Raw genomic sequence first — 20,379 nt, 5'->3', positions numbered from 1 at the left:
GAATTTGGCTGGCTTAAGCAGCCAGGCCCTTAATCTGGGCGTTCAGACGGCTCTTGTGACGAGCGGCTTTATTCTTGTGAATAATGCCTTTGTCAGCAATGCGGTCGATAACGGGTACAGCAGCAGCGTAAGCCGCCTTGGCTGCTTCAGTGTCACCTGCTTCGATAGCCGCAACTACTTTTTTGATGTAGGTGCGCGCCATGGAGCGCAGGCTGGCGTTGTGCTTGCGGGCCTTCTCGTTCTGGCGCGCGCGTTTTCTTGCTTGAGGTGAATTGGCCACCGTGTTGCTCCTATTACTAAATCAGGATATGTCTAAATCCGGGCGTAACTAATACCCTGATGTGATCGATAAAGAATCAACACGTTCGGGTACAAATCAAGGACGCGGTATTATCCCCATTTATTCGGTGGTGTCAATATCTATATGCCAGAAGGTGAAGGCTCAAGATTTGGCGGATGCAATGGGTGTAACGTTTTCTTCCTCAGACTCTTCCGTCAGCAGCAGCTCAGGCTTGCCCTTACAAGCCTTGGCCAGGGTGTCGCGGCGTTTGGCCAGCAGCAGGCCGATGGCCTCGCTGATGTCTTCGTCGATTTTCACATTTTGTTCGATCAGGGTGGTGATGTTGGCCGCCAGCTCCAGCATCTTGTCGTGTTCTTCGGCGTCTTTCTTGTTATCGAACATACTTCCGTCTCTATCGCATTTCCAAACGGCAATTACGGCCATGGTCGGGCTCCTGGGGTTGAATCGGTTTATCTGTATGAATGTACAGTAGTTACGTCGCTCCGGTTTGTCAACGCCAAACATTTGGGTTGGTGTGCTTACCCGCTTTGAGTACACTGCCTGCCATCAATGGGAGTGGGCTCAACTATAACCGTGGCCCCGACAGGGAGAAAGGGGTGAGCGACGATCATCATAACGCAGTAGGGACCAAAGGCGCAGATAAACCTCGCCCTGCCGGCCTCTTGCGTTCCAGTGCCCTGGTAGGGAGTATGACCATGCTCTCGCGGGTGCTGGGTCTGATCCGGGACATTGTGCTGGCGCGCTTTATCGGTGCCGAGGCGGGGGCCGACGCCTTTTTTGTTGCTTTCAAGATCCCCAACTTTCTGCGGCGTTTGTTTGCCGAGGGGGCATTCGCTCAAGCCTTCGTACCCGTGCTGTCGGAATACCGAACCCAGGGCAGTCATGCCGCGGTTAAGGGACTGATTGACCGGGTGACGGGATGCCTGGGGATCACGCTCACGTTGATCACGGCATTTGCAGTGCTGGCAGCCCCCGCGTTGACCACGGTGTTTGCGCCAGGCTTTGTGGATGATCCGGTGCGATTTCCTCTGGCCACCGAGATGATTCGCATCACCTTTCCCTATTTGCTGCTGATATCCATGACCGGATTGGCCGGTTCCATTCTCAACAGCTATGACCGCTTTGCGGTTCCGGCCATTACGCCGGTCCTGCTTAATATCGCCCTGATCTCTTCGGCTGTGCTGGCCGCGCCCTATTTTGATCCACCGGTCATCGCCCTGGCTTGGGGGGTGTTGGCGGCAGGAATGTTGCAGTTCTTGTTTCAGCTGCCTTTTCTGTGGAGGCTGCAGCTGCTGCCCAGCCCCAAGGTGGACTGGAAGGACGACGGAGTGAAGCGGATACTGGCACTGATGGCCCCGGCGATTTTCGGCGTATCCGTGAGTCAGATCAATTTGTTACTGGATACCGTGCTGGCGTCTTTGCTGCCCACTGGCAGCGTCTCCTGGCTTTATTACTCTGATCGTCTGGCGGAGCTGCCGCTGGGTGTGTTTGCCATTGCCATTGCCACGGTCATCCTGCCGGGCTTGTCCCGTCAGCACGCCAGTGAAGATCCGCGGAAATTCAGTGCCACCCTCGACTGGGCGGTGCGCATGGTGCTGTTGGTTGCCGTACCGGCGGCACTGGCCCTGATGCTGTTGGCAGAGCCTATCCTGATGACGCTGTTTCAGTACGGCAAGACCACGGTTGATGATATCGCTATGTCGACCTTGAGCCTGCGGGCTTATGCCCTGGGGCTGACCGCCTTTATGCTGATCAAGGTGCTGGCGCCCGGCTATTTCGCCCGGCAGGACATGATGACACCCGTCAAAATCGGCATCAAAGCCATGATCAGCAATATGGTGCTCAATGTGCTGTTCGTGGCGCCCCTGTACTTTATCTGGAATATCGGCCACGTGGGGCTGGCTTTGGCCACGTCGGTGTCCGCCTTTATCAACGCCGGGCTGCTGGGGCGGGGCCTGGTGCGCGAGGGGGTATACCGGCCCGGCGGTCGAAGCGATTGGACCTGGCCCAGACTGGCCTTGCAGTTACTGCTGGCCAACGGCGCCATGTGCGCCGTTTTGTGGTTGGCGTTGCAACAACTTGATGGATGGGCGCTGTGGGGTTGGTGGCCCAGAGTTCTGCACCTTGGCGGGCTGTGCCTGCTTGGCTTAACAATCTATGCCCTGATGCTGTTGGCCAGCGGCTTGAGATTCCGGCATCTTCGGGCCGGTTAAAGGGACATCTTCGGGCCGGTTAACACAAATTGCCTGGGTAGGGTATACTCCGGCTTCTGTGTGCCAGTACAACGGGGTAGCCCGTTTACCGGTGAAATCCAGCCGACGAAATACCTGATTTGAGCCCGTCTGTGTCCCAGTTTCAACAGCACTTTATCCGCGGAATGCACAATATGCGTTCCATGCATCACGGCAGTGTGGTGACTATTGGTTCCTATGATGGCGTTCACCTCGGTCATCAGGCGATTATCCGGCAGGTGGCGGAGCACTCGGCAAGGCTGAATTTGCCCTCGGTGGCGGTGGTGTTTGAACCTCAGCCCCACGAGTACTTCTCCGGTGAGCAGGCCCCGGCCAGGTTGATGCGGCTGCGGGAAAAGGCGCTGGCGCTCTACGAGGCCGGCATCGATCGCGTTTGCTGTCTGCAATTTAATAATGCGCTGCGTTCGCTCACGGCCAAAGACTTTATCCAGCGCGTACTGGTGGATGGCCTTGGGGTCAAATATCTGGTGGTGGGTGACGACTTTCGCTTTGGTTGTGACCGCAGTGGCGACTATCCGGCATTAGTTGAGGCCGGGCGTCAGTTCGGCTTCGAGGTGACGGATACTGCGACCTTCGAAGTCGAAGGTGAGCGAGTCAGCAGCACCCGCATTCGCGCGGAGCTGGCAAAAGCCAACTTTGCGTTGGTGGAGCGCCTGTTGGGCAAGCCCTACAGTATCAGCGGCCATGTGGGTTATGGCCAGCAACTGGGGCGCCAGTGGGGTGTGCCCACTGCCAATGTGCATTTGCGCCGTTACCGCTCGCCTCTTCAAGGTGTGTTTGCGGTCAAGGCCCATCTGCCTGATGGCGATACGGTTAATGGCGTGGCCAATGTCGGCGTAAGGCCTACCATCGGCGAAAAAATCAAACCCATTCTGGAAGTCCATATGCTGGACTATACAGGCAATCTCTACGGGCAAATGGTGCGTGTGGAGTTTGTGGAAAAGCTGCGCGATGAAGTGAAATTCGACTCCATCGACGCATTGAAACAACAGATTTATCGAGATATTGAGGACGCCAAAGCTTTCTTTGGCAAAAGCGCCCGCTAGGCCAGCACCCGCTGCGACAGATTTTGAGGCGCGAGCAAGTATTGGACTATCTACCAAGAACCTGACTATGACTGATTACAAATCCACACTGAACCTCCCTAAGACGGCATTCGCCATGAAGGCCAATCTGGCCCAGCGCGAACCCGGCATGTTGAAGCAATGGCAGGACGGGGATCTCTATGGGGAGATTCGCAAAGCCCGTGCCGGCAGGGACCAGTTTATTCTCCATGATGGCCCTCCCTACGCCAATGGCGACATTCATATCGGTCACTCAGTCAATAAGATTCTCAAGGACATCATCATCAAGTCCAAGACCATGAGCGGCTTTGACTCCCCCTACGTACCGGGTTGGGACTGCCATGGTTTGCCCATTGAGCACAATGTTGAAAAGAAGGTCGGCAAAGCCGGTGCCAAAGTAGACTTCAAGACCTTTCGCCAGAAGTGTCGCGACTATGCCGCCAAGCAGGTGGATGGTCAGCGCAAAGACTTTGTGCGTCTGGGTATCCTCGGTGAATGGGACAACCCATACCTGACCATGGATTTCAAGTTCGAGGCGGACATCATTCGCTCCCTCGGCAAGATCGTGGAAAACGGGCATCTGCACAAAGGCTTTAAGCCGGTCTACTGGAGTGTGGTGGGTGGCTCTGCCCTGGCCGAAGCGGAAGTGGAGTACCAGGATAAAGTATCCAGCTCCATCTATGTCCGTTATCCCGTCGCTGATATGGGCGCCCTGTCTTCTGCCGTGCCTGAATTGGGCGGTGAGGGTCAGGTGTCGGTGGTGATCTGGACCACCACACCCTGGACGCTGCCTTCGAGCCAGGCGGTGAGTCTGCACGCGGAACTTGACTATGTGGTGGTGCAGGCCGGAGCCGAGCGCCTGCTGCTGGCCGAAGCGCTTTATGAGTCTGTATTGGCGGCCGCTGGCATCGAGACTTACGAAGTGGTGGGCCGTACTTCCGGTCAGGCGCTGGAAAAACTAGCGCTGCAGCATCCCTTCTATGACAAGCAACTGCCAGTGATTCTCGGTGATCACGTCACCACCGATGCCGGTACCGGCTGTGTCCACACCGCCCCGGACCACGGCGTGGATGATTTTAATGTGGGTGCACGCTACGGCATTGGAACCCTCAACTATGTGGATGATCACGGCGTTTATCGCCAGGACGTCGAAGTCTTTGCGGGTGACCATGTCTACAAGGTGGACGACAAGATCCTGGCGCTGCTGGAAGAAAAAGGCGTGCTCTTGCATGCCTCCAAGCTGACCCACAGTTATCCGCACTGCTGGAGAACCAAAACACCGCTGATCTATCGCGCCACGCCTCAGTGGTTTGTCAGCATGACCAAGAACAATCTGTTGGGTGAGGTGAAAACGGCGGTGGAGAACGTGCAGTGGATTCCCGACTGGGGCCGGGCACGTATCGACTCCATGCTCGACTCCAGCCCCGACTGGTGTATCTCCCGTCAGCGTACCTGGGGCGTGCCCATCGCACTGTTCGTCAACAAGGAAACCCAGGAGTTGCATCCCAATACTGCGGAGCTTATCGAGCAGGTGGCCCGCAAGGTGGAAGCTGAAGGTATGGACGCCTGGTTTGATCTGGAGCCAGCCGAATTGCTGGGTGACGAAGCGGATAACTACATCAAGGTTACCGATACCCTGGATGTGTGGTTCGACTCCGGCGTGACTCACCACGCTGTACTGAGGCAGCGTGATAATTTGCGCTTCCCGGCCGACCTGTATCTGGAGGGTTCCGATCAGCACCGTGGCTGGTTCCAGTCCTCGCTGAAGACCTCCATGGCCATCAACAACGAGCCGCCCTACAGGCAAGTGCTGACCCACGGCTTTACCGTGGATGAAAAGGGCCACAAGATGTCCAAGTCCCTGGGCAATGTGATGTCGCCTCAGAAGGTGGTTAACGAGTTGGGAGCAGACGTTTTACGTCTGTGGGTGGCAGCGACGGATTTCAGCGGAGAGATGCGGGTTTCCAATGAAATCCTCAAGCGCACCGCGGACTCCTACCGCCGTATTCGCAACACGGCCCGCTTCCTGCTCTCGAATCTCAATGGTTTTGACCCGGCCACGGACGCGCTGCAGCCGCAGCAAATGCTGGCCCTGGATCGCTACGCCATGGAGCGGGCGGCGCAGCTGCAGGGAGAGATTGTCGCGGCTTACGATACCTACAGCTTTCACACTATCTACCAGAAGTTGCACAACTACTGCGTGGTGGATTTGGGTGGTTTCTATCTGGATATCATCAAGGATCGTCAGTACACCACCCAGGAAAACAGTGTTGCCCGGCGTTCCGCCCAGACCGCGCTGTATCACATCATCGAAGCGTTTGCGCGCTGGATCGCACCGATCCTCAGCTTTACCGCCGATGAGTTGTGGACACAGATTCCCGGCGAGCGCCAAGGTTCGGTGTTTGTGGCAGAGTGGTACGAGCTGCCGCGTCAATCGGCCGATGAAGCCATGGGCGATGATTATTGGAAGGCGTTGGCCGAGGTCAAAACCGCGGTCAACAAAGTCATCGAAGCCAAACGCAATGACGGGGTTATCGGTGGTTCTCTGGAAGCCAGCGTGACTCTGTGTTGCGAGGGTGAGCTGGCGGCCAGGTTGCAGGCTCTGGGTGACGAATTGCGATTTGTATTGATCACCTCTGCCGCTGATGTTGCTTCTGAAACCCTCGCGGACGCCGAAGCGACGGAAGTTGAGGGGCTGAGTGTCAAGGTGGTTAAAGCGGACGGTCAAAAATGCGTGCGCTGCTGGCACTACCGAGAGGACGTAGGCAGCCACAGCGAACACGAAGAAATCTGCGGTCGCTGTGTAGAAAATGTGGTGGGTGACGGTGAACAGCGTCAGTTTGCGTGAGTCCATTGCCATGCCTCAGGGCTGGGTAACCCGTGCCGGCAAGTGGTACTTGCTGGCTTTGCTGGTGGTTGTGCTCGACCAGATCAGCAAACACTGGATCAGCGCCAACTTCAATTATGGCGAGCCCTGGGTGATTACCGGCTTTTTTAACTTCACGCTGTTGCACAATACCGGCGCGGCCTTCAGTTTTCTCAGCGAGGCTGGCGGCTGGCAGCGCTGGTTTTTTGGCATAGTGGCCCTGGTTGTCAGTATGGTCCTGGTGGTGTGGCTGGCGCGATTGCCGGCACACAAGCGCTGGGAAGCCTGCGCGCTCGCACTGGTTCTTGGGGGAGCGATTGGCAATCTGTATGACAGGGTGGTACTGGGCTATGTGGTGGACTTTATTGTGGTCCACTACCAACAATATTATTGGCCGGCGTTTAATATTGCCGACAGTGCGATCTGTGTGGGCGCCGCCATGTTGATCATTGATACCTTTCGCGGTTCGTCTTCCGGGCAGGAAGACTGAAACCGACATTCCATTTACGAAATAAAGCTATGACAGAACTGACTATCGACGAAGGCACGCAGGTGACACTGCATTTTGCCCTCAAACTGGAATCCGGAGAAATTGTCGATTCCAACTTCGACGCTGACCCCGCCACCTTTGTAATGGGGGACGGTAATCTGCTGCCAGGCTTTGAAAAGGCTCTGGTGGGCATGGCCGCCGGCGATAAAAATTCTTTTGTGATCGCGCCGGAAGACGGCTTTGGTCAGTCCAATCCCAATAATCTACAGACAATGGATCGCGACCAGTTTGATGACGAAATCGAACTGGTAGAGGGCCTCATGTTGTCGTTCGCCGATGCTCAAAATGCAGAGATGCCGGGTGTGGTTTCTTGCTTCGATGACGACAGTGTCACTATCGATTTCAATCACCCTCTGGCCGGGCGTAATATCGTATTTGAAGTTGAAATTCTGCAAGTGGCTCCCGTAGTAACCCATTAAAGGCAGGTTTTCCCCATGAGTGACACTGTTGCAATCAACCTGGCCAATCCCCGCGGTTTCTGCGCTGGAGTGGATCGTGCCATCGATATTGTCAATCGGGCACTGGACGTTTTTGGTGCGCCCATCTATGTGCGTCACGAAGTGGTACATAACAAGTTTGTGGTGGAAAGTCTGCGCGAGCGCGGCGCGATATTTGTTGAGGAACTCGACGAGGTTCCTGACGACGTTATCGTCATCTTCAGTGCCCACGGTGTTTCGCAGGCCGTGCGCAATGAAGCCGAGCGTCGCCGCTTAAAAGTCTTTGACGCCACCTGCCCCCTGGTTACCAAAGTGCATATGGAAGTGGTGCGCTATTCCCACAGTGGTGCTGAGTGCGTATTGATTGGCCACGAAGGGCATCCCGAGGTGGAAGGCACCATGGGACAGTATGATGACTCCAAAGGCGGTGCCATATATTTGGTGGAAGACGAAGACGATGTGGACAATCTCGAAGTCAAGGATCCTTCCAACCTGAGTTATGTAACCCAGACCACGCTGTCCATGGACGATACTGCCAGGGTTATCGACGCGCTGAGGCAAAAATTTCCAGCGATTCAGGGGCCTCGCAAGGACGACATCTGTTACGCCACCCAAAATCGCCAGGATGCTGTCAAACAGTTGGCTCTGGAAAATGATCTGGTGCTGGTGGTCGGTTCTCCCAACAGCTCCAATTCCAACCGACTGCGCGAGCTGGCCGAGCGCTGTGGCAGCGAGGCTTACCTTATTGATGGCGGTGCTGACATCCAGCCGAAATGGCTGCAGAGTAAACGGGCAGTTGGCATTACTGCCGGGGCATCGGCCCCCGAGGTTCTGGTGCAGGAAGTGATCGACCGGCTGCAACAGCTCGGGGCTGATCCTGCGCAAGAGCTTAAGGGGCGTGAAGAGAACATCAGCTTCTCACTGCCCAAAGAACTGCGTCAGGTGTGACTGATCAGTCTGGCGACTAAACCGTGAATCCCCTCACAAAGCCGCTAATCCCCGCGGCTTTTTAGTATATTTCTCTACCTTTTATCCCCAAAATGGTGCAACTTATCTACTGTGGCGCCTAATTCTACATTTCATCTGATATAAATTGCGCAGCAACAGAAAAGGAGGTTTGTTGGTGAAACGTTTAAAGTTCAATCGTGCCGTCGGCAAACGCCTTCTCGGGCGCCCCAAGTCCAAAGATCAGTCGGGCTTTACCCTATTAGAATTACTGGTCACCCTGGCCATCGCCGCCATTGTTACTGCTATGGCAGCTCCTGGTTTCTCAGCGTTGATAGACAGCAACCGTCTTACCGCTGCCTACAACGGCTTTGTTGGCGAACTGACCTTCGCCCGTTCAGAAGCGGTCAAGCGCTCTACCACCGTTGCGATCTGCAGTTCTTCCGATGCCGCCAGCTGCAATTCCAATGGCTGGGAGAACGGCCGTCTGGTATTCGTTGACGGCGATGCTGATGGCGATCTGGACGAGGGTGAGGAGCTGATCAAGATTTTCCCCGCCACGCCCGGCGATCTCACCCTGCGAACATCAGCGTTGTCCGATGCCGGCGCGGTCATTTTCCAGGCGGATGGAACCATCACTGACGCAGGTACTCTTTTTCTCTGTGATGATCGCGGTGCGTCTTACGCCAAGGGCGTGACCTTATCCATCATCGGTCAGCCACAGCTGGCCTACGACACCGACGAAACTCCAAACGGCACCATTGATGATGCCGATGGCGGGGAGGTCTCATGTCCATGATGCACTCTCGCGGACAAGCTGGTTTCTCCATGATTGAAGTGCTGATCACGCTGGTGATCCTGTCGGTCGGGCTCCTGGGGGTGTCGGCCATGCAGCTGACCAGTCTCAAGGTAAACCATGGTGCCTATTCCCGTTCTCAGGCAGTAATCCTGGCCAATGACATCATTGATCGCATGCGCGCCAATCGCGAGGCCTTTCTGGACGGCGATTATGACGACCTGGATACCTCCGCAACCATCCCCAGCTCGCAGAACTGCGGCGCTACCGATGGATGCACGCCTGCGCAACTGGCTACCCAGGATTTTCGAGAATGGGCGGGCTACTTTGTCGATGTCGACGATGACGATAATTTTATGGCTCTGATTAACAGTGCCACCGGTACCGTTGTTACGGACAGCGATAACAACGCGACGGTTACCATCTCCTGGCAGCAGGAGGAGTGGATCCGGGATGAGGAAGACGGAAGCATCAACAGGCAAATCCGCGGCCAAAACTATTCAGTAACGGTTCGGATTTGAGGTGATGACTATGAAACGGAGTAACGTCGCAACACTTCAACAGGCCGGTTTCACGCTGGTGGAATTATTGATCGCGCTGGGATTGGGGGTGCTGCTTTCATTCGGATTGCTGCAGATTTTCCAGAGCAGCCGCATTATCGCCAGTACCGAAACGGCGCTCTCCCGAGTCCAGGAGACGGGTCGTTTTGCCACGGATGTGATTGCCCGCGATCTTCGCATGATTGGCTATCACGGCTGTGCTGACCCCAATAATATGGATATCACCATTATGGCGCGCACCGGGGCCGCCAACTTTGACACCACGTCGCTGACGGCGTTTGAAGTGGCCGACAACGGGACCTTTTCGCCGACGGTTTCCAGTGGCGATGACCTGGAAGATATTCAAATCGGCACGGCCTCTTCGGGCAATGTCGTGGCTCGTCCGGGCAGTGATGTGGTACGGGCGAAGTTTGCCGCCCGCACCGGGGCCAGGCTGACAGGAAACACCGCCCCCAATAATGCCAACGTGGTTTTCGACGGTAACCCCACCTGTCTGGACCAGGACGATCTGGTCCTGATTTCCGATTGCACCAATGCTCACTTATTCCGTAACACCAACAATACCTGCCATAACGACGGCACACCGGTGGCAAACAATTCCGGCTGGGTCACCTTTGCTCACGCCTCCAATAACAATGAACCCAACAAGATTTTGCCCGGCTATTCAGCGGGCGCGGAGCTGCTGGCGTATCAGGATGTTACCTATTTCGTGGGAGACAGCGGTCGCAATACGGCGCAAGGGGACGACATTTTCTCCCTGTATCGCATGGTCAATGGCAACTCTCCCGAAGAGCTTGTTGAAGGTGTCGAGTTCCTGCAGCTCAGGTTTGGTGAAGTGCTTGCCTCGGGCAATATCCGTTATGTGGACGCGGATACCTCTGGCGTTCAGTTTACGGACATCAGCTCCATCCAGGTGGGGATGTTGATCCAGAGTTTTGAAAGTGCGCTCCCTCAGGAAGATGACCGCAGCTATGTGGTGGCAGGGACTACTATCCCGGCCAGTGGCGACGTCAGTCATTCCGGCGGACGTTATCTGCGCAAACCTTTCGTGACCACCATACAGCTTCGCAACAGGAGGTTCTGATGAAGGATGTTATGGCACGGGGTGCAAACCGAATCAGTGCGAGGCAACAGCGTGGTGCTGTGCTGGCCATATCCATGATTCTGCTGCTGGTTATCACTTTGGTGGGTGTGTCCACCATGCAAAGCACGGGATTGGAAGAACGGATGGCGGCCAATGCGCAAAATAAACAGGTAGCATTCCAGGCGAGTGAAACGGCCATCGAGGAAGCGCTGGATGACGATCAATACCTTAGCGATGCTTATACTGCGGATCTCCAGAATGCCGACTGGCCCACGCGTGATGTGACTACTTCCGGTGAGAGCATAACGGTATCTTCGGAAGTCCAGTTTATGGATCTGTCCAAAAACGTGGTGGAGGACGGCTCAGCTGTTTCCATTTCTATCGGCGGCAGTGGCTGGGCATTTTATAACTACCGCATCAGCGGAACCGCAACCGTCGATAATACCAGCAGTAACAACACCAATGTGCAGGGAGCATTTGTGAAAGGCCCGGCACCCACGGACACCCTGAAGGGAGGTTAGAACGATGGGTAGGAAAACGCTTCGGGACACACTGCGTTGGATGGGAGCTGGCTTTATCTACACCAGTTTGGGACTGACACCGGCGTATGCGGACGACACCGAAATCTATTTCGGCGGTAACTTTATCGGCAGCGGTGTCGAAACACGGCCCAATATCTTGTTTGTTCTGGATACCTCCGGCTCCATGTCTTATGGCCTGGACCCCGATAACCCTTCATACGGTACCAATGAGCGTCTGGATGCTCTTAAGCAGGCAATGACTTCGGTGCTGTCCAGCGTCAGCAATGTGAACATCGGCATCATGCGGTTTACCAACCCCGGCGGCCCGGTTCTGCACCCCGTTACTTATGTCGACGAAATTTCCGGTTCCACCACGCAGACCGTGACCAGCCAGGTCGACAGCTCGCAGAGCGATGCCACTGAGACCGTCGTAGGTGGTACGGTGAACCTGACCGGCGATACCCTCGAACTGGTGGAAGCCGGTACGGCGGGGGCGGTTGCCACGATTACGGAAAGCTCTACCTATTCCGAAGACATGCGTACCGAGATGGCGAGCGGCACCTATCAGGGGGAAACCTGGATTTCCAGCTGCCCAACGTTGATAGAGCGAACCTACAATTGCGACAGCAGCGGCACGGTTTACGATGGCTATCTGGGGGTTCGTTTCCGTAATGTCGACGTTCCCAAGGGGGCGACTATTGATTCTGCGTCACTGTCGTTTGTGATTGAGGATCAGCAGGGCAACAATTCCCGTGAAGATTCTCGCGACCTGTCCGTGCGTATCCAGGCGGAAGCCGAAGACAGCGGTTCTTTTGCAAACAGCTACTACAGTGTTTCCAGTCGATTGGCGAACCTGTCTGCCAGCACGGTGGATTGGGATATAGGCACCAATCCCAGTCGCGGCAGCCGGATCACTTCCAATGATATTTCTCCGATCATGCAAGAGCTGGTTGATCACGCCAACTGGGTAGACGGCTCATCCACCGCTACCTTTATCTTGTCGGAACCCGGTGCCGGCAGCCAGGGGCGTCGGGAAATCTACGGTTCCGGAGACAGCAGCGGCTACCCCCAACTTCACGTTTCCTACACTCTGGCCGGTTCACTGGAGGCGCAGGCGGTGGGATTGCGCTTTGCCGATGTGGCGGTGCCGAGCCAGGCGACCATCACCAATGCCTATATCGAATTTACCGCCGCCAGTACCAACAGCGACTCTGCCACCTACACCATCGCTGCCGAAGATACCGGTAATGCCGATGAATTTGATGAAACCTCCAAAAAGGTCAGGACCCGTACCAAAACCAGCAATCAGGTCACCTGGAGCAACGTCGAATCCTGGGACAGTGGAGAAACTTACAATTCTCCCGAGGTGACAACGATTGTTCAGGAACTGGTGAACCGGGGCGACTGGTGTGGGGGTAACGCTATGGCGTTTATCCTGGAGGGCAGTGCCACAGGTCGTCGTATTGCCCATTCCTATGATGGCGCTCCCAGTGCGGCACCGCGATTGATCGTTGAGTATGATGCGACCTCCGTACCCGATGCCGGTGGTTGTACCAACTACCAGCGCAGTTACCAGATTGCCGCAGAGACCGACGACGCAGAACAATCAGGTGCTACCGGCAATAGCGATACTTCCAATACCGAACTCAATCTGGCCAGTAACCGTCGGCACGTTGGGGTACGCTTCAGCGGCCTGTCGGTGCCCCAGGGTGCGGACATTACCTCGGCCTATATCGAATTCGAGGCCGCCAACAGCGACAGCGGCGCCACCACCATCACCATCGGCGCGCAGGACGACGACAATGCGGGCGCCTTTGACGGTTCTTCCAGTGATCTTTCCAATCGCAGTCTGACCGCGACATCCTCCTGGAGCCCAGAGGACTGGTCTGCGGGCAGCACCTATCGTACCAGTGATATCTCGGCGCAGTTGGAGGCGGTGGTAGGGCGTAGCGGATGGGCAATCGGCAATAGCGTGGCCTTTATTCTGGAACACAGTTCCGGTGGCTCCCGCGATGCACTGTCTTACGATGACCAACGCAGTGCCGCACCGAGATTGGTGTTTACCTATTCCACCACGGATTTTACCGAGGGCCTGCTGACGATCCGGGATGACCTCCAGTCGATTATCGACAATGAGATTATCGCCTCCGGCTCAACACCGATTGTGGAAACCTACCATGAAGCCGCCCTGTATATGAGGGGTGACTCGGTGCTCTACGGCAAAGATCGATCCACATCGGTAACACGCCGGGGCTACGAGTACAGCATTGATACCCGTGTCTCTACCAGCGATTCCTGGGAGGGAGGCACTTTGCACCGCCCCAGTGGCTGTACCGACAGCAATTGGCAGTCGGACACCTGTAAGGAGGAATACATCAGCGGCAGTGCTACTTATATATCTCCGATGGAATACAGTTGTCAGGAAAATCATATCGTCTTTCTCACTGATGGTGAGCCTACCGACGGTAATGATTCTGTTGATGCGCTGGAAACCTTAACAGGTACCAGTTGTGCGACCACCCAGCGAGTCTGTGAAGCCGACCCGGACGGTGGCGATCCCATATGCACGACCAATGACCTCTCTGCGGAATATCAGTGTGCATTTGAACTGTCTGAATATCTGGCAACGGAAGATCAGGATGACGGGGTAGGTTCGCTGGCGGGAGATCAAACCATCACAACTCACACCATTGCTCTGATCGATGGTGCTTCTGCCTGGTTGGAGGAAATCGCCACACAGGGTGGTGGTGGATACTACCCCATTAGTGGTTCCAGTGTGGATCAGGTCGCGACCAATCTGACAGAAGCCTTTCAAACGATTATCGGCAGCGTATTGGATGTGGATACCAGCTTTGTGGCGCCGGCGGTGGCGATCAATCAGTTCAACCGGTTGACGCACCGGGATGAAATCTACTATGCCATGTTTAAGCCTTTGGAAACTCCCCGTTGGCCAGGCAACCTTAAGAAGTACAAGTTGAGCGGGCAAAACGTCGATATCGTTGACGCCAACAATGCACTGGCAGTGGATCTATCGACCGGGGGATTCAAAACCACCAGTAAGAGCCTCTGGTCAGAAGAGGTTGACGGCAATACCGTCACCCTGGGTGGTGCTGCCAACAAAGTTCCAGACCCGGATGAGCGAAAGATCTATCTCCATCACAGCACTTCCTCGTCTACCTTATTGACCGCTGACGACAACCTCGTGCTGTCGACAAACGATGAAATCACCAAATCCATGCTGGGAATTCCTTCCGCATCCGATGCTGAACGTATCGAGTTGATTAATTGGATTCGCGGCGTTGATGTTGAGGACGAAGATGGGGATGGCGATCGAACGGATCTTCGCTACGTCATGAACGACCCGCTTCACTCCCGACCTATTGTGGTGACCTATGACGCCGACCCCAACGGTGATGGCGACGGCGCCGATGCTGAATACTATCTTTTCTACGGTACCAATGGTGGCTATCTGCATGTGGTGGATGGTTCAACCGGCACTGAGAAAATGGCCATTCTGCAGGATGATCTGCTGACCAACTTCTCCACACTTTACAATAACCTTCCCGGCACCGAGCGTCCTTATGGTCTGGATGGCGCCTCTACCATCTGGCGCAAGGACGTAGACGGCGACGGCAAAATCGAAGCGGGTGATGGCGACCATGTCTATCTGTACATTGGCATGCGTCGGGGCGGGCGCAGTTATTACGCCTACGATCTTACCGACATCGATGCGCCCAAGCTGCTTTGGAAAGTAGCAGGCGGCAGCGGTGATTTCAGCGAGATGGGTCAGACCTGGTCGAAACCTCTGCTAACGCAAATTACTTACAAAAGTGGCGGCGATGCCGTGACCAAACCGGTATTGGTGATTGGCGGCGGCTACGATGAAAGCCAGGATGACGCCAATGTTCGCTCTATGGATTCTATGGGGCGTGCGGTATATATCGTTGATGCAGAGACCGGTGATCTGTTGTGGAAAGCCGGCAAGGATTTTACCGGCAATGCCGAAGACGTGGACGAGATGCTCTACAGTGTTCCCGCCGATATTGCCGGCGCCGATACCAACAATGATGGCGTATTGGACGTTATCTTTTACGGCGATACCGGTGGCCAGGTATTCCGCGTTGACTTTGACAGCAGTGGCACCAAATCGCTGGCCCAGTTTGCGACGGTGCAGCGAATCGCCGATGTGGCGATTGACTCCTCCGCCGCGGATGCCCGTCGCTTCTACCACGGCGCCGATATTGCCCTGGTGCGGGAGGGTACGGAAAAGTACCTGATCGTCTTGTTGGGCTCCGGCTATCGCGCCCATCCGCTGGATAAAGATATCGACGATCGTTTCTATGCCATCAAGCAGCTGCTGGACGGCGAAGCCACCCATGTCAATCTCGATGAAGATGATCTCTACGACGCCACGGATAACTTGATTCAGGACGGCAACGACTCGGAGCAAACGGAGGCCCAGGCGCTGTTGGATCAGGCCAAAGGCTGGTATATCAAAATGGAAAACGATGGTGAAAAAGTGCTGTCGCGTCCGTTGGTGGTGGAGGGTACGGTTGTGTTTACCACCTATGAGCCCCTGGCCAGCAATGTCGGCTGCGAACCCGTGCCGGGTCGATCGAGAGAATATCTGGTCAACATTTTGGACGCGACCTCGACCATTGACCGCGATGACATTGAGGGCCTCAGCCGGGACGATCGATCTGATATCCTGAATGTGATGGGAATCGTCGATGATATCGTCATCGTAATGACCGGAGAAGGCATCCAAGGCTTCCAGGGTACCCAGCACAGTGATCTGGACCTGGGCCTGGATCGGGCAGTGCGGACCTACTGGTATCAGGAAGACTAGTGTCGTGAATCCGAAGTTGTTGAGTTAACTGTTGGTCAGGACGAAAGAGAAATTATGCGGCTCCGATGGGAGCCGCTTTGCCATAGGGAAAACAAGAACATGGGCGTCAAGCAATCAAAGAACAGAGAGCGTATTGGGGGATTTACGCTAATAGAGGTGCTTATTACCCTGGCGATAGTAGCGATATTGGCGGCTATCGCACTACCGTCCTATCAAGGCACGCTGCAGAAAAACCGCCGTAACGATGCCAAGGCGGCACTGATGGGGCTCAGCCAGGCCATGGAGCGCTTTTTCACTCAAAACAATACTTACGTTGGTGCAGCCACCGGAACGCTTCCCCAGCCGCCGGATATCTTTCCGACCCAGTCGCCGATCGACAGTGATCCCAAGTTTTACAACCTGCGCATAACCGCCGCCGGAGGCAATACTTATACACTGCAGGCGATCCCGATATCGGGTACTGACCAGGCAGATAATGGTCGTTTGCAGTTGAATCACCTGGGCCAGAGGGTATGGGATAGGGACAACGACGACAACTTGACGGAAGCCACCGATCTCTGTTGGGATGACCAGTGCTAACCGCTTTCACATCGGGAATCACTATAGTCCCGTTGATCCAGCCTTAGGCGCCCGATACGGTTCAGGATCAATATGTTGATTTCTTCGGCTTCCCCCGGCGGACACAGCTCCAGAGTGCCGTTCTGGTTAAAGGTATACCCCGAAGGCTGAAAGCGGATATAACGACGAAACCCAAAGGCCCGCCAGTTAACCCTCCAGCCGGCGGGCAGTTGGCTTATTCGCAGGTGTTCGTCAGTATCAAACAGCCGATCTCCGTCTCTGTCCACAAATAGCAGAAACTGCGAATGCCACTGTTCAGAGCAGATGTGCCCGTCCATTGTCGGACAGATCACAACGTCAAAGCCCTGATGCACTGCCGTTTCCCTGGCAAAACTCAAGAGACCGTTCATCTGGTTGGTGACACTGCTGCGACGACTGGCGTCGATCCAGCTTTTTCCGGCCGGTAGTGCCATGCCGGCCATTACCGCGGCGATGCTCAAGGTGATTAACAGTTCGATAAGCGTATGACCCGCTGGCGCGGATAGAGGTTTATTACAGGACATGATGCCTTCCCTGGATCAGTCATGTGGGTTGTGTTTGGGGTCTTGAATTTACCGGTTTGGTGCTCGTGGAGCACTGGGAAGTTTGTCTGAAATTGGTGGGTTTTGGTTAATGGTCGAACGCCAGCTGCGGATACATTGTTTCCGCAATTGAGGGGTAAGGTTGCCAGACTCGACAGAGGGAATGTGATGCTGTTCTCACGCCGCCCGGGCTCTCTTGTGGGGCCGTGTTATAAGCGCACCGTTTATCCGTCTGAACGGCATTCTGTCGCCACCAACAAGTGCAACTGGCAAGGCTTTGCTATACCTACACTCATGAAAAAGTATGAATCTGGATTTACCCTCTTCGAGCTCATCATCGCTATGGCGCTGGCCGCCATTTTGGTCGGTTTGGGTGTACCTTCGTTTAATACTGCGATTGACAACTATCAGGCCCGCACCAATATGACGCGGGTCCAGAGCAGTATGGTTTTTGCTCGCAGTGAAGCCTCCAAACGCGGCACAACGGTTTCCGTCTGTAGGACTGATAATGGCTCCACCTGTTCAGATGAGGAGGACACTGACTGGGATGCCGGTTGGTTGATCTTTGTGGATGAGGATGGGGCAGGTGACCTGGACGCTGGCACGGACGAGATTATCAAGGTGGTGAATGCGCTTAGCGGCTTTACACTGACGAGCGCCGTCGATGTGATTACCTACTCCGCCAATGGTGCTGTTACCCCTGCGACCTTTGATCTATGTCCCAATTCGGGTGAATCCGACTACGCCCGGGGGTTGGTACTGGTGGCCACCGGTCGCCCCAGGGTGCTAACAACCGGCGTAAGCTGTGGCAGCTAGTGGAAACCAGGCAGATTCCTATGAAAAACTTATCTTCCTCCTCTTCTAACCAGCGCGGAGTCGGCCTGATTGAGGTCATGATTGCGGTTTTGGTGGTGGCCGTTGGCGTATTGGGTTCCATCGCCATGCAGCTGTCCTCCAAGCGTATGGGGCACGAAGCGGTGCAGCGCACCATGGCCGCCAATCTGGCTCGGGATCTGATTGAGCGTATGCGTTCTAATCCGGCGGCACTGGATAGCTATGTATTGACTTGGCGTGATGAGACAGATGCACCCACTGTAGATTACAGCTGCCTGACAGACGAATGTACCAACATTCAATTAGCGTTATACGATCAGGCGCAATGGATGGCGGATCTGGAAGGTGCGGCGGAAACCCGAGTCCAAACTGAAGGAGGGGACCCCGTAGAGACGGGGGGGCTGCAGCGCCCCAGTGTTTGCGTCACCAATAACAGTCGATTCGTTACCGTCGCGATTGCCTGGCGGGGATTTCAGGAAATGAGTAACCCTGGGTTGTCCACTTGCGGCGAAGGGACGGGGCTCTACGATGGCGAGGGCGAAGGCGATGACGACGTGTATCGGCAAGTGCTGACATTTTCCTCCTATATCAAGGAGCTTTGATCATGGATGCTAGACACTCAAAATCGCAAAACGGCTTTACCCTGGTCGAGCTATTGGTAGCCATGACTTTGGGTTTGTTGATGGCTGGCGGAGTCATAGCCCTGTTTGTGGAAAGCGGTAATAACTATTCTCAGGATGACGAAATGTCCCGCATTCAGGAGAATGGCCGTTTTGCCATGCAGCTGTTATCCCGGGAAATGGCGATGGCAGGCTTCTTTGGTCGTTATGTCAACGTGGATCAGTCAGCGACGACCGCCATTACCGATATCGACCAGTGTGGTGACGATTGGGCTCTGAATATTAGTGACCATATTGAACACAACAACGACATAGCAGGTGATGTAACACTTTATAACGGTTGTGTGGCCGCTGATGAGCAGGTGGCTGGAACTGATGTGTTGGTGGTAAAGCGTGTTGCCGATGAACCCAGTCTGGAGGATGGTACCGTTCAGTCGCCAGCCACATTAAACACCAATTTCGTGTATTTGAAATCCAGCAACCAGGGTAATGACCTGTCCTTTGTCAAGGGCACCAGTGCCAACTTCCCGGTTGCCGATCAAACGGCCGGTTCCGGTGTGGATGCCTGGCAGTATTTCCCCACCATCTTTTTTATTCGCAATTACTCAACCACGGTGGGAGATGGGATCCCTACGCTTTGCCGAGTGGTCTTACTGGCCAATGGCACAATGGGGCTGGATACAGGCGGATGCCTGGTTGAGGGTGTGGAAAATCTTCAGATCGAATACGGCATTGATTCGGACTCCGACGGTGTTCCCAATCAATACACCGCAACGCCGACCGACGTTGACGACGTGGTATCGGCACGGATTTATGTATTGATTCGTTCAGTCAATCCGGTACGTAACTATACCAACGACAAAACCTACAATCTGGGCAGTGTCACAGATGGACCTGCCGACGACAATTTTTTACGCAGGGTATACAGCACTACGGTATCACTGCGTAATCCATACAATCTATGAGGTGCCCTATGCGTGGAGCCCCCCCTTCCAAACAGAGCGGCGTGGCGCTGATCATTGCCCTGGTATTTATGACCCTGATCGTTTTTATTTCGGTTACGAGTATGGATTCCACACGGTTGGAAGTGCATATGGCGGCCAATGAGCAGGCCAGCAAGGACGCGATGCAAAGGGCTCAGGCGGTGGTAGATTTACTGGGTGATGAATCCGACACTTTCCGGGTTACAACAGTGGGATATCTGCGTTGTAACAGCGGAAACAGCGATCAGGATTGTGATACCTCCGCCAATCTGGCGGTCAGCAACAGTAGTGTGGCTGCGTTGGTAGACTCAGCAGACAGCCTGAGTTACCGAAGTGAGTTCTACTACGAGACAACGCAAGTGCCTCGGGCCAGTCTGGCCAATGCCAGCGGACAGGCTTATGGTGCAGCCTATTTTGATCTCCATGTTCTCTACGATGACTCTGATAGTCGCGGTGGAAGAACTGAGGTATCTCAAGGTATTGGAGTCAGGATACCCAATAGTTCGCAGTCCAGTGGTTTGGGAACAACCGATGATAGTCAGATGCAAATTCCCGTAACAACGGGTCCTTAATGCGGA

At 55.0% G+C, this 20,379-nt stretch carries 19 protein-coding genes; 16 read left to right on the top strand and 3 right to left on the bottom strand.

The window, feature by feature from the left end; translation table 11 throughout:
• Positions 1–13: 13 nt before the first annotated feature.
• Positions 14–280, bottom strand: coding sequence for a 30S ribosomal protein S20 (rpsT, locus tag HBA55_RS11730; RefSeq protein WP_166990851.1), 267 nt, complete (start codon positions 278–280; stop codon positions 14–16).
• 162 nt (positions 281–442) lie between these two features.
• Complete coding sequence (locus tag HBA55_RS11725) at positions 443–724, bottom strand: YebG family protein (RefSeq protein WP_166990848.1); 282 nt, start codon at positions 722–724, stop codon at positions 443–445.
• Positions 725–990: 266 nt separating this feature from the next.
• On the opposite strand from HBA55_RS11725, the gene murJ reads away from it, so the two are divergent.
• The 12 genes from murJ (at position 991) to HBA55_RS11665 (ending at position 16,804) form a co-directional block, all read left to right on the top strand.
• Positions 991–2,514 (top strand): murein biosynthesis integral membrane protein MurJ, encoded by a 1,524-nt coding sequence (murJ, locus tag HBA55_RS11720; RefSeq protein ID WP_240946047.1) that lies wholly within the window; start codon positions 991–993, stop codon positions 2,512–2,514.
• A 164-nt stretch (positions 2,515–2,678) separates the two neighbouring features.
• Positions 2,679–3,599: a bifunctional riboflavin kinase/FAD synthetase gene (gene ribF, locus HBA55_RS11715; RefSeq protein ID WP_166991029.1), complete on the top strand. Its 921-nt coding sequence runs from the start codon at positions 2,679–2,681 to the stop codon at positions 3,597–3,599.
• Between the two features lie 67 nt (positions 3,600–3,666).
• A complete protein-coding gene (gene ileS / locus HBA55_RS11710; RefSeq protein ID WP_166990842.1) occupies positions 3,667–6,465 on the top strand; it encodes an isoleucine--tRNA ligase in 2,799 nt (932 codons plus the stop codon).
• A 10-nt stretch (positions 6,466–6,475) separates the two neighbouring features.
• The gene (gene lspA / locus HBA55_RS11705) at positions 6,476–6,973 is read left to right on the top strand and encodes a signal peptidase II (protein WP_166991026.1); all 498 of its coding nucleotides are present in this window, start codon (positions 6,476–6,478) and stop codon (positions 6,971–6,973) included.
• 29 nt (positions 6,974–7,002) lie between these two features.
• Positions 7,003–7,452 carry an FKBP-type peptidyl-prolyl cis-trans isomerase gene (gene fkpB, locus HBA55_RS11700; RefSeq protein ID WP_166990839.1) on the top strand — a complete coding sequence of 150 codons (450 nt, stop codon included), beginning with the start codon at positions 7,003–7,005 and terminating at the stop codon, positions 7,450–7,452.
• 15 nt (positions 7,453–7,467) lie between these two features.
• Positions 7,468–8,418 (top strand): 4-hydroxy-3-methylbut-2-enyl diphosphate reductase, encoded by a 951-nt coding sequence (gene ispH, locus HBA55_RS11695; protein WP_166990836.1) that lies wholly within the window; start codon positions 7,468–7,470, stop codon positions 8,416–8,418.
• Between the two features lie 175 nt (positions 8,419–8,593).
• Positions 8,594–9,214 (top strand): GspH/FimT family pseudopilin, encoded by a 621-nt coding sequence (locus HBA55_RS11690; RefSeq protein ID WP_166990832.1) that lies wholly within the window; start codon positions 8,594–8,596, stop codon positions 9,212–9,214.
• Entirely contained in the window at positions 9,205–9,732 is a 528-nt protein-coding gene (gene pilV, locus HBA55_RS11685; protein ID WP_166990829.1) for a type IV pilus modification protein PilV, read from the top strand. The genes HBA55_RS11690 and pilV (HBA55_RS11685) overlap by 10 nt, the downstream gene beginning before the upstream one ends.
• A gap of 10 nt (positions 9,733–9,742) precedes the next feature.
• Positions 9,743–10,855: a PilW family protein gene (locus tag HBA55_RS11680; protein WP_166990826.1), complete on the top strand. Its 1,113-nt coding sequence runs from the start codon at positions 9,743–9,745 to the stop codon at positions 10,853–10,855.
• Complete coding sequence (locus HBA55_RS11675; RefSeq protein ID WP_166990823.1) at positions 10,855–11,376, top strand: pilus assembly PilX family protein; 522 nt, start codon at positions 10,855–10,857, stop codon at positions 11,374–11,376. The genes HBA55_RS11680 and HBA55_RS11675 overlap by 1 nt, the downstream gene beginning before the upstream one ends.
• Positions 11,377–11,380: 4 nt before the next feature.
• A complete protein-coding gene (locus HBA55_RS11670) occupies positions 11,381–16,225 on the top strand; it encodes a PilC/PilY family type IV pilus protein (protein WP_166990820.1) in 4,845 nt (1,614 codons plus the stop codon).
• A gap of 99 nt (positions 16,226–16,324) precedes the next feature.
• Entirely contained in the window at positions 16,325–16,804 is a 480-nt protein-coding gene (locus HBA55_RS11665; protein WP_166990817.1) for a type IV pilin protein, read from the top strand.
• Here the strand turns inward: HBA55_RS11665 and HBA55_RS11660 are convergent.
• The gene (locus HBA55_RS11660; protein WP_166991023.1) at positions 16,801–17,346 is read right to left on the bottom strand and encodes a GspH/FimT family pseudopilin; all 546 of its coding nucleotides are present in this window, start codon (positions 17,344–17,346) and stop codon (positions 16,801–16,803) included. The genes HBA55_RS11665 and HBA55_RS11660 overlap by 4 nt on opposite strands.
• A 312-nt stretch (positions 17,347–17,658) precedes the next feature.
• Between HBA55_RS11660 and HBA55_RS11655 the strand changes: the two genes are divergently transcribed.
• The 4 genes from HBA55_RS11655 to HBA55_RS11640 are packed head-to-tail and all read left to right on the top strand — an operon-like array spanning position 17,659 to position 20,373.
• The gene (locus HBA55_RS11655; protein WP_166991020.1) at positions 17,659–18,180 is read left to right on the top strand and encodes a GspH/FimT family pseudopilin; all 522 of its coding nucleotides are present in this window, start codon (positions 17,659–17,661) and stop codon (positions 18,178–18,180) included.
• Between the two features lie 20 nt (positions 18,181–18,200).
• Positions 18,201–18,800 (top strand): type IV pilus modification protein PilV, encoded by a 600-nt coding sequence (gene pilV, locus HBA55_RS11650; protein WP_166990814.1) that lies wholly within the window; start codon positions 18,201–18,203, stop codon positions 18,798–18,800.
• Positions 18,801–18,802: 2 nt separating this feature from the next.
• Entirely contained in the window at positions 18,803–19,783 is a 981-nt protein-coding gene (locus tag HBA55_RS11645; RefSeq protein ID WP_166991017.1) for a PilW family protein, read from the top strand.
• A gap of 8 nt (positions 19,784–19,791) precedes the next feature.
• Positions 19,792–20,373, top strand: a complete 582-nt coding sequence (locus HBA55_RS11640) for a pilus assembly PilX family protein (RefSeq protein WP_166990812.1) — start codon at positions 19,792–19,794, stop codon at positions 20,371–20,373.
• Positions 20,374–20,379 lie beyond the last annotated feature (6 nt).

This window comes from Pseudomaricurvus alkylphenolicus (genome assembly GCF_011683955.1).
GTDB lineage: Bacteria > Pseudomonadota > Gammaproteobacteria > Pseudomonadales > Cellvibrionaceae > Pseudomaricurvus > Pseudomaricurvus alkylphenolicus.
This window is presented reverse-complemented; position numbering and strand designations above follow the sequence as displayed.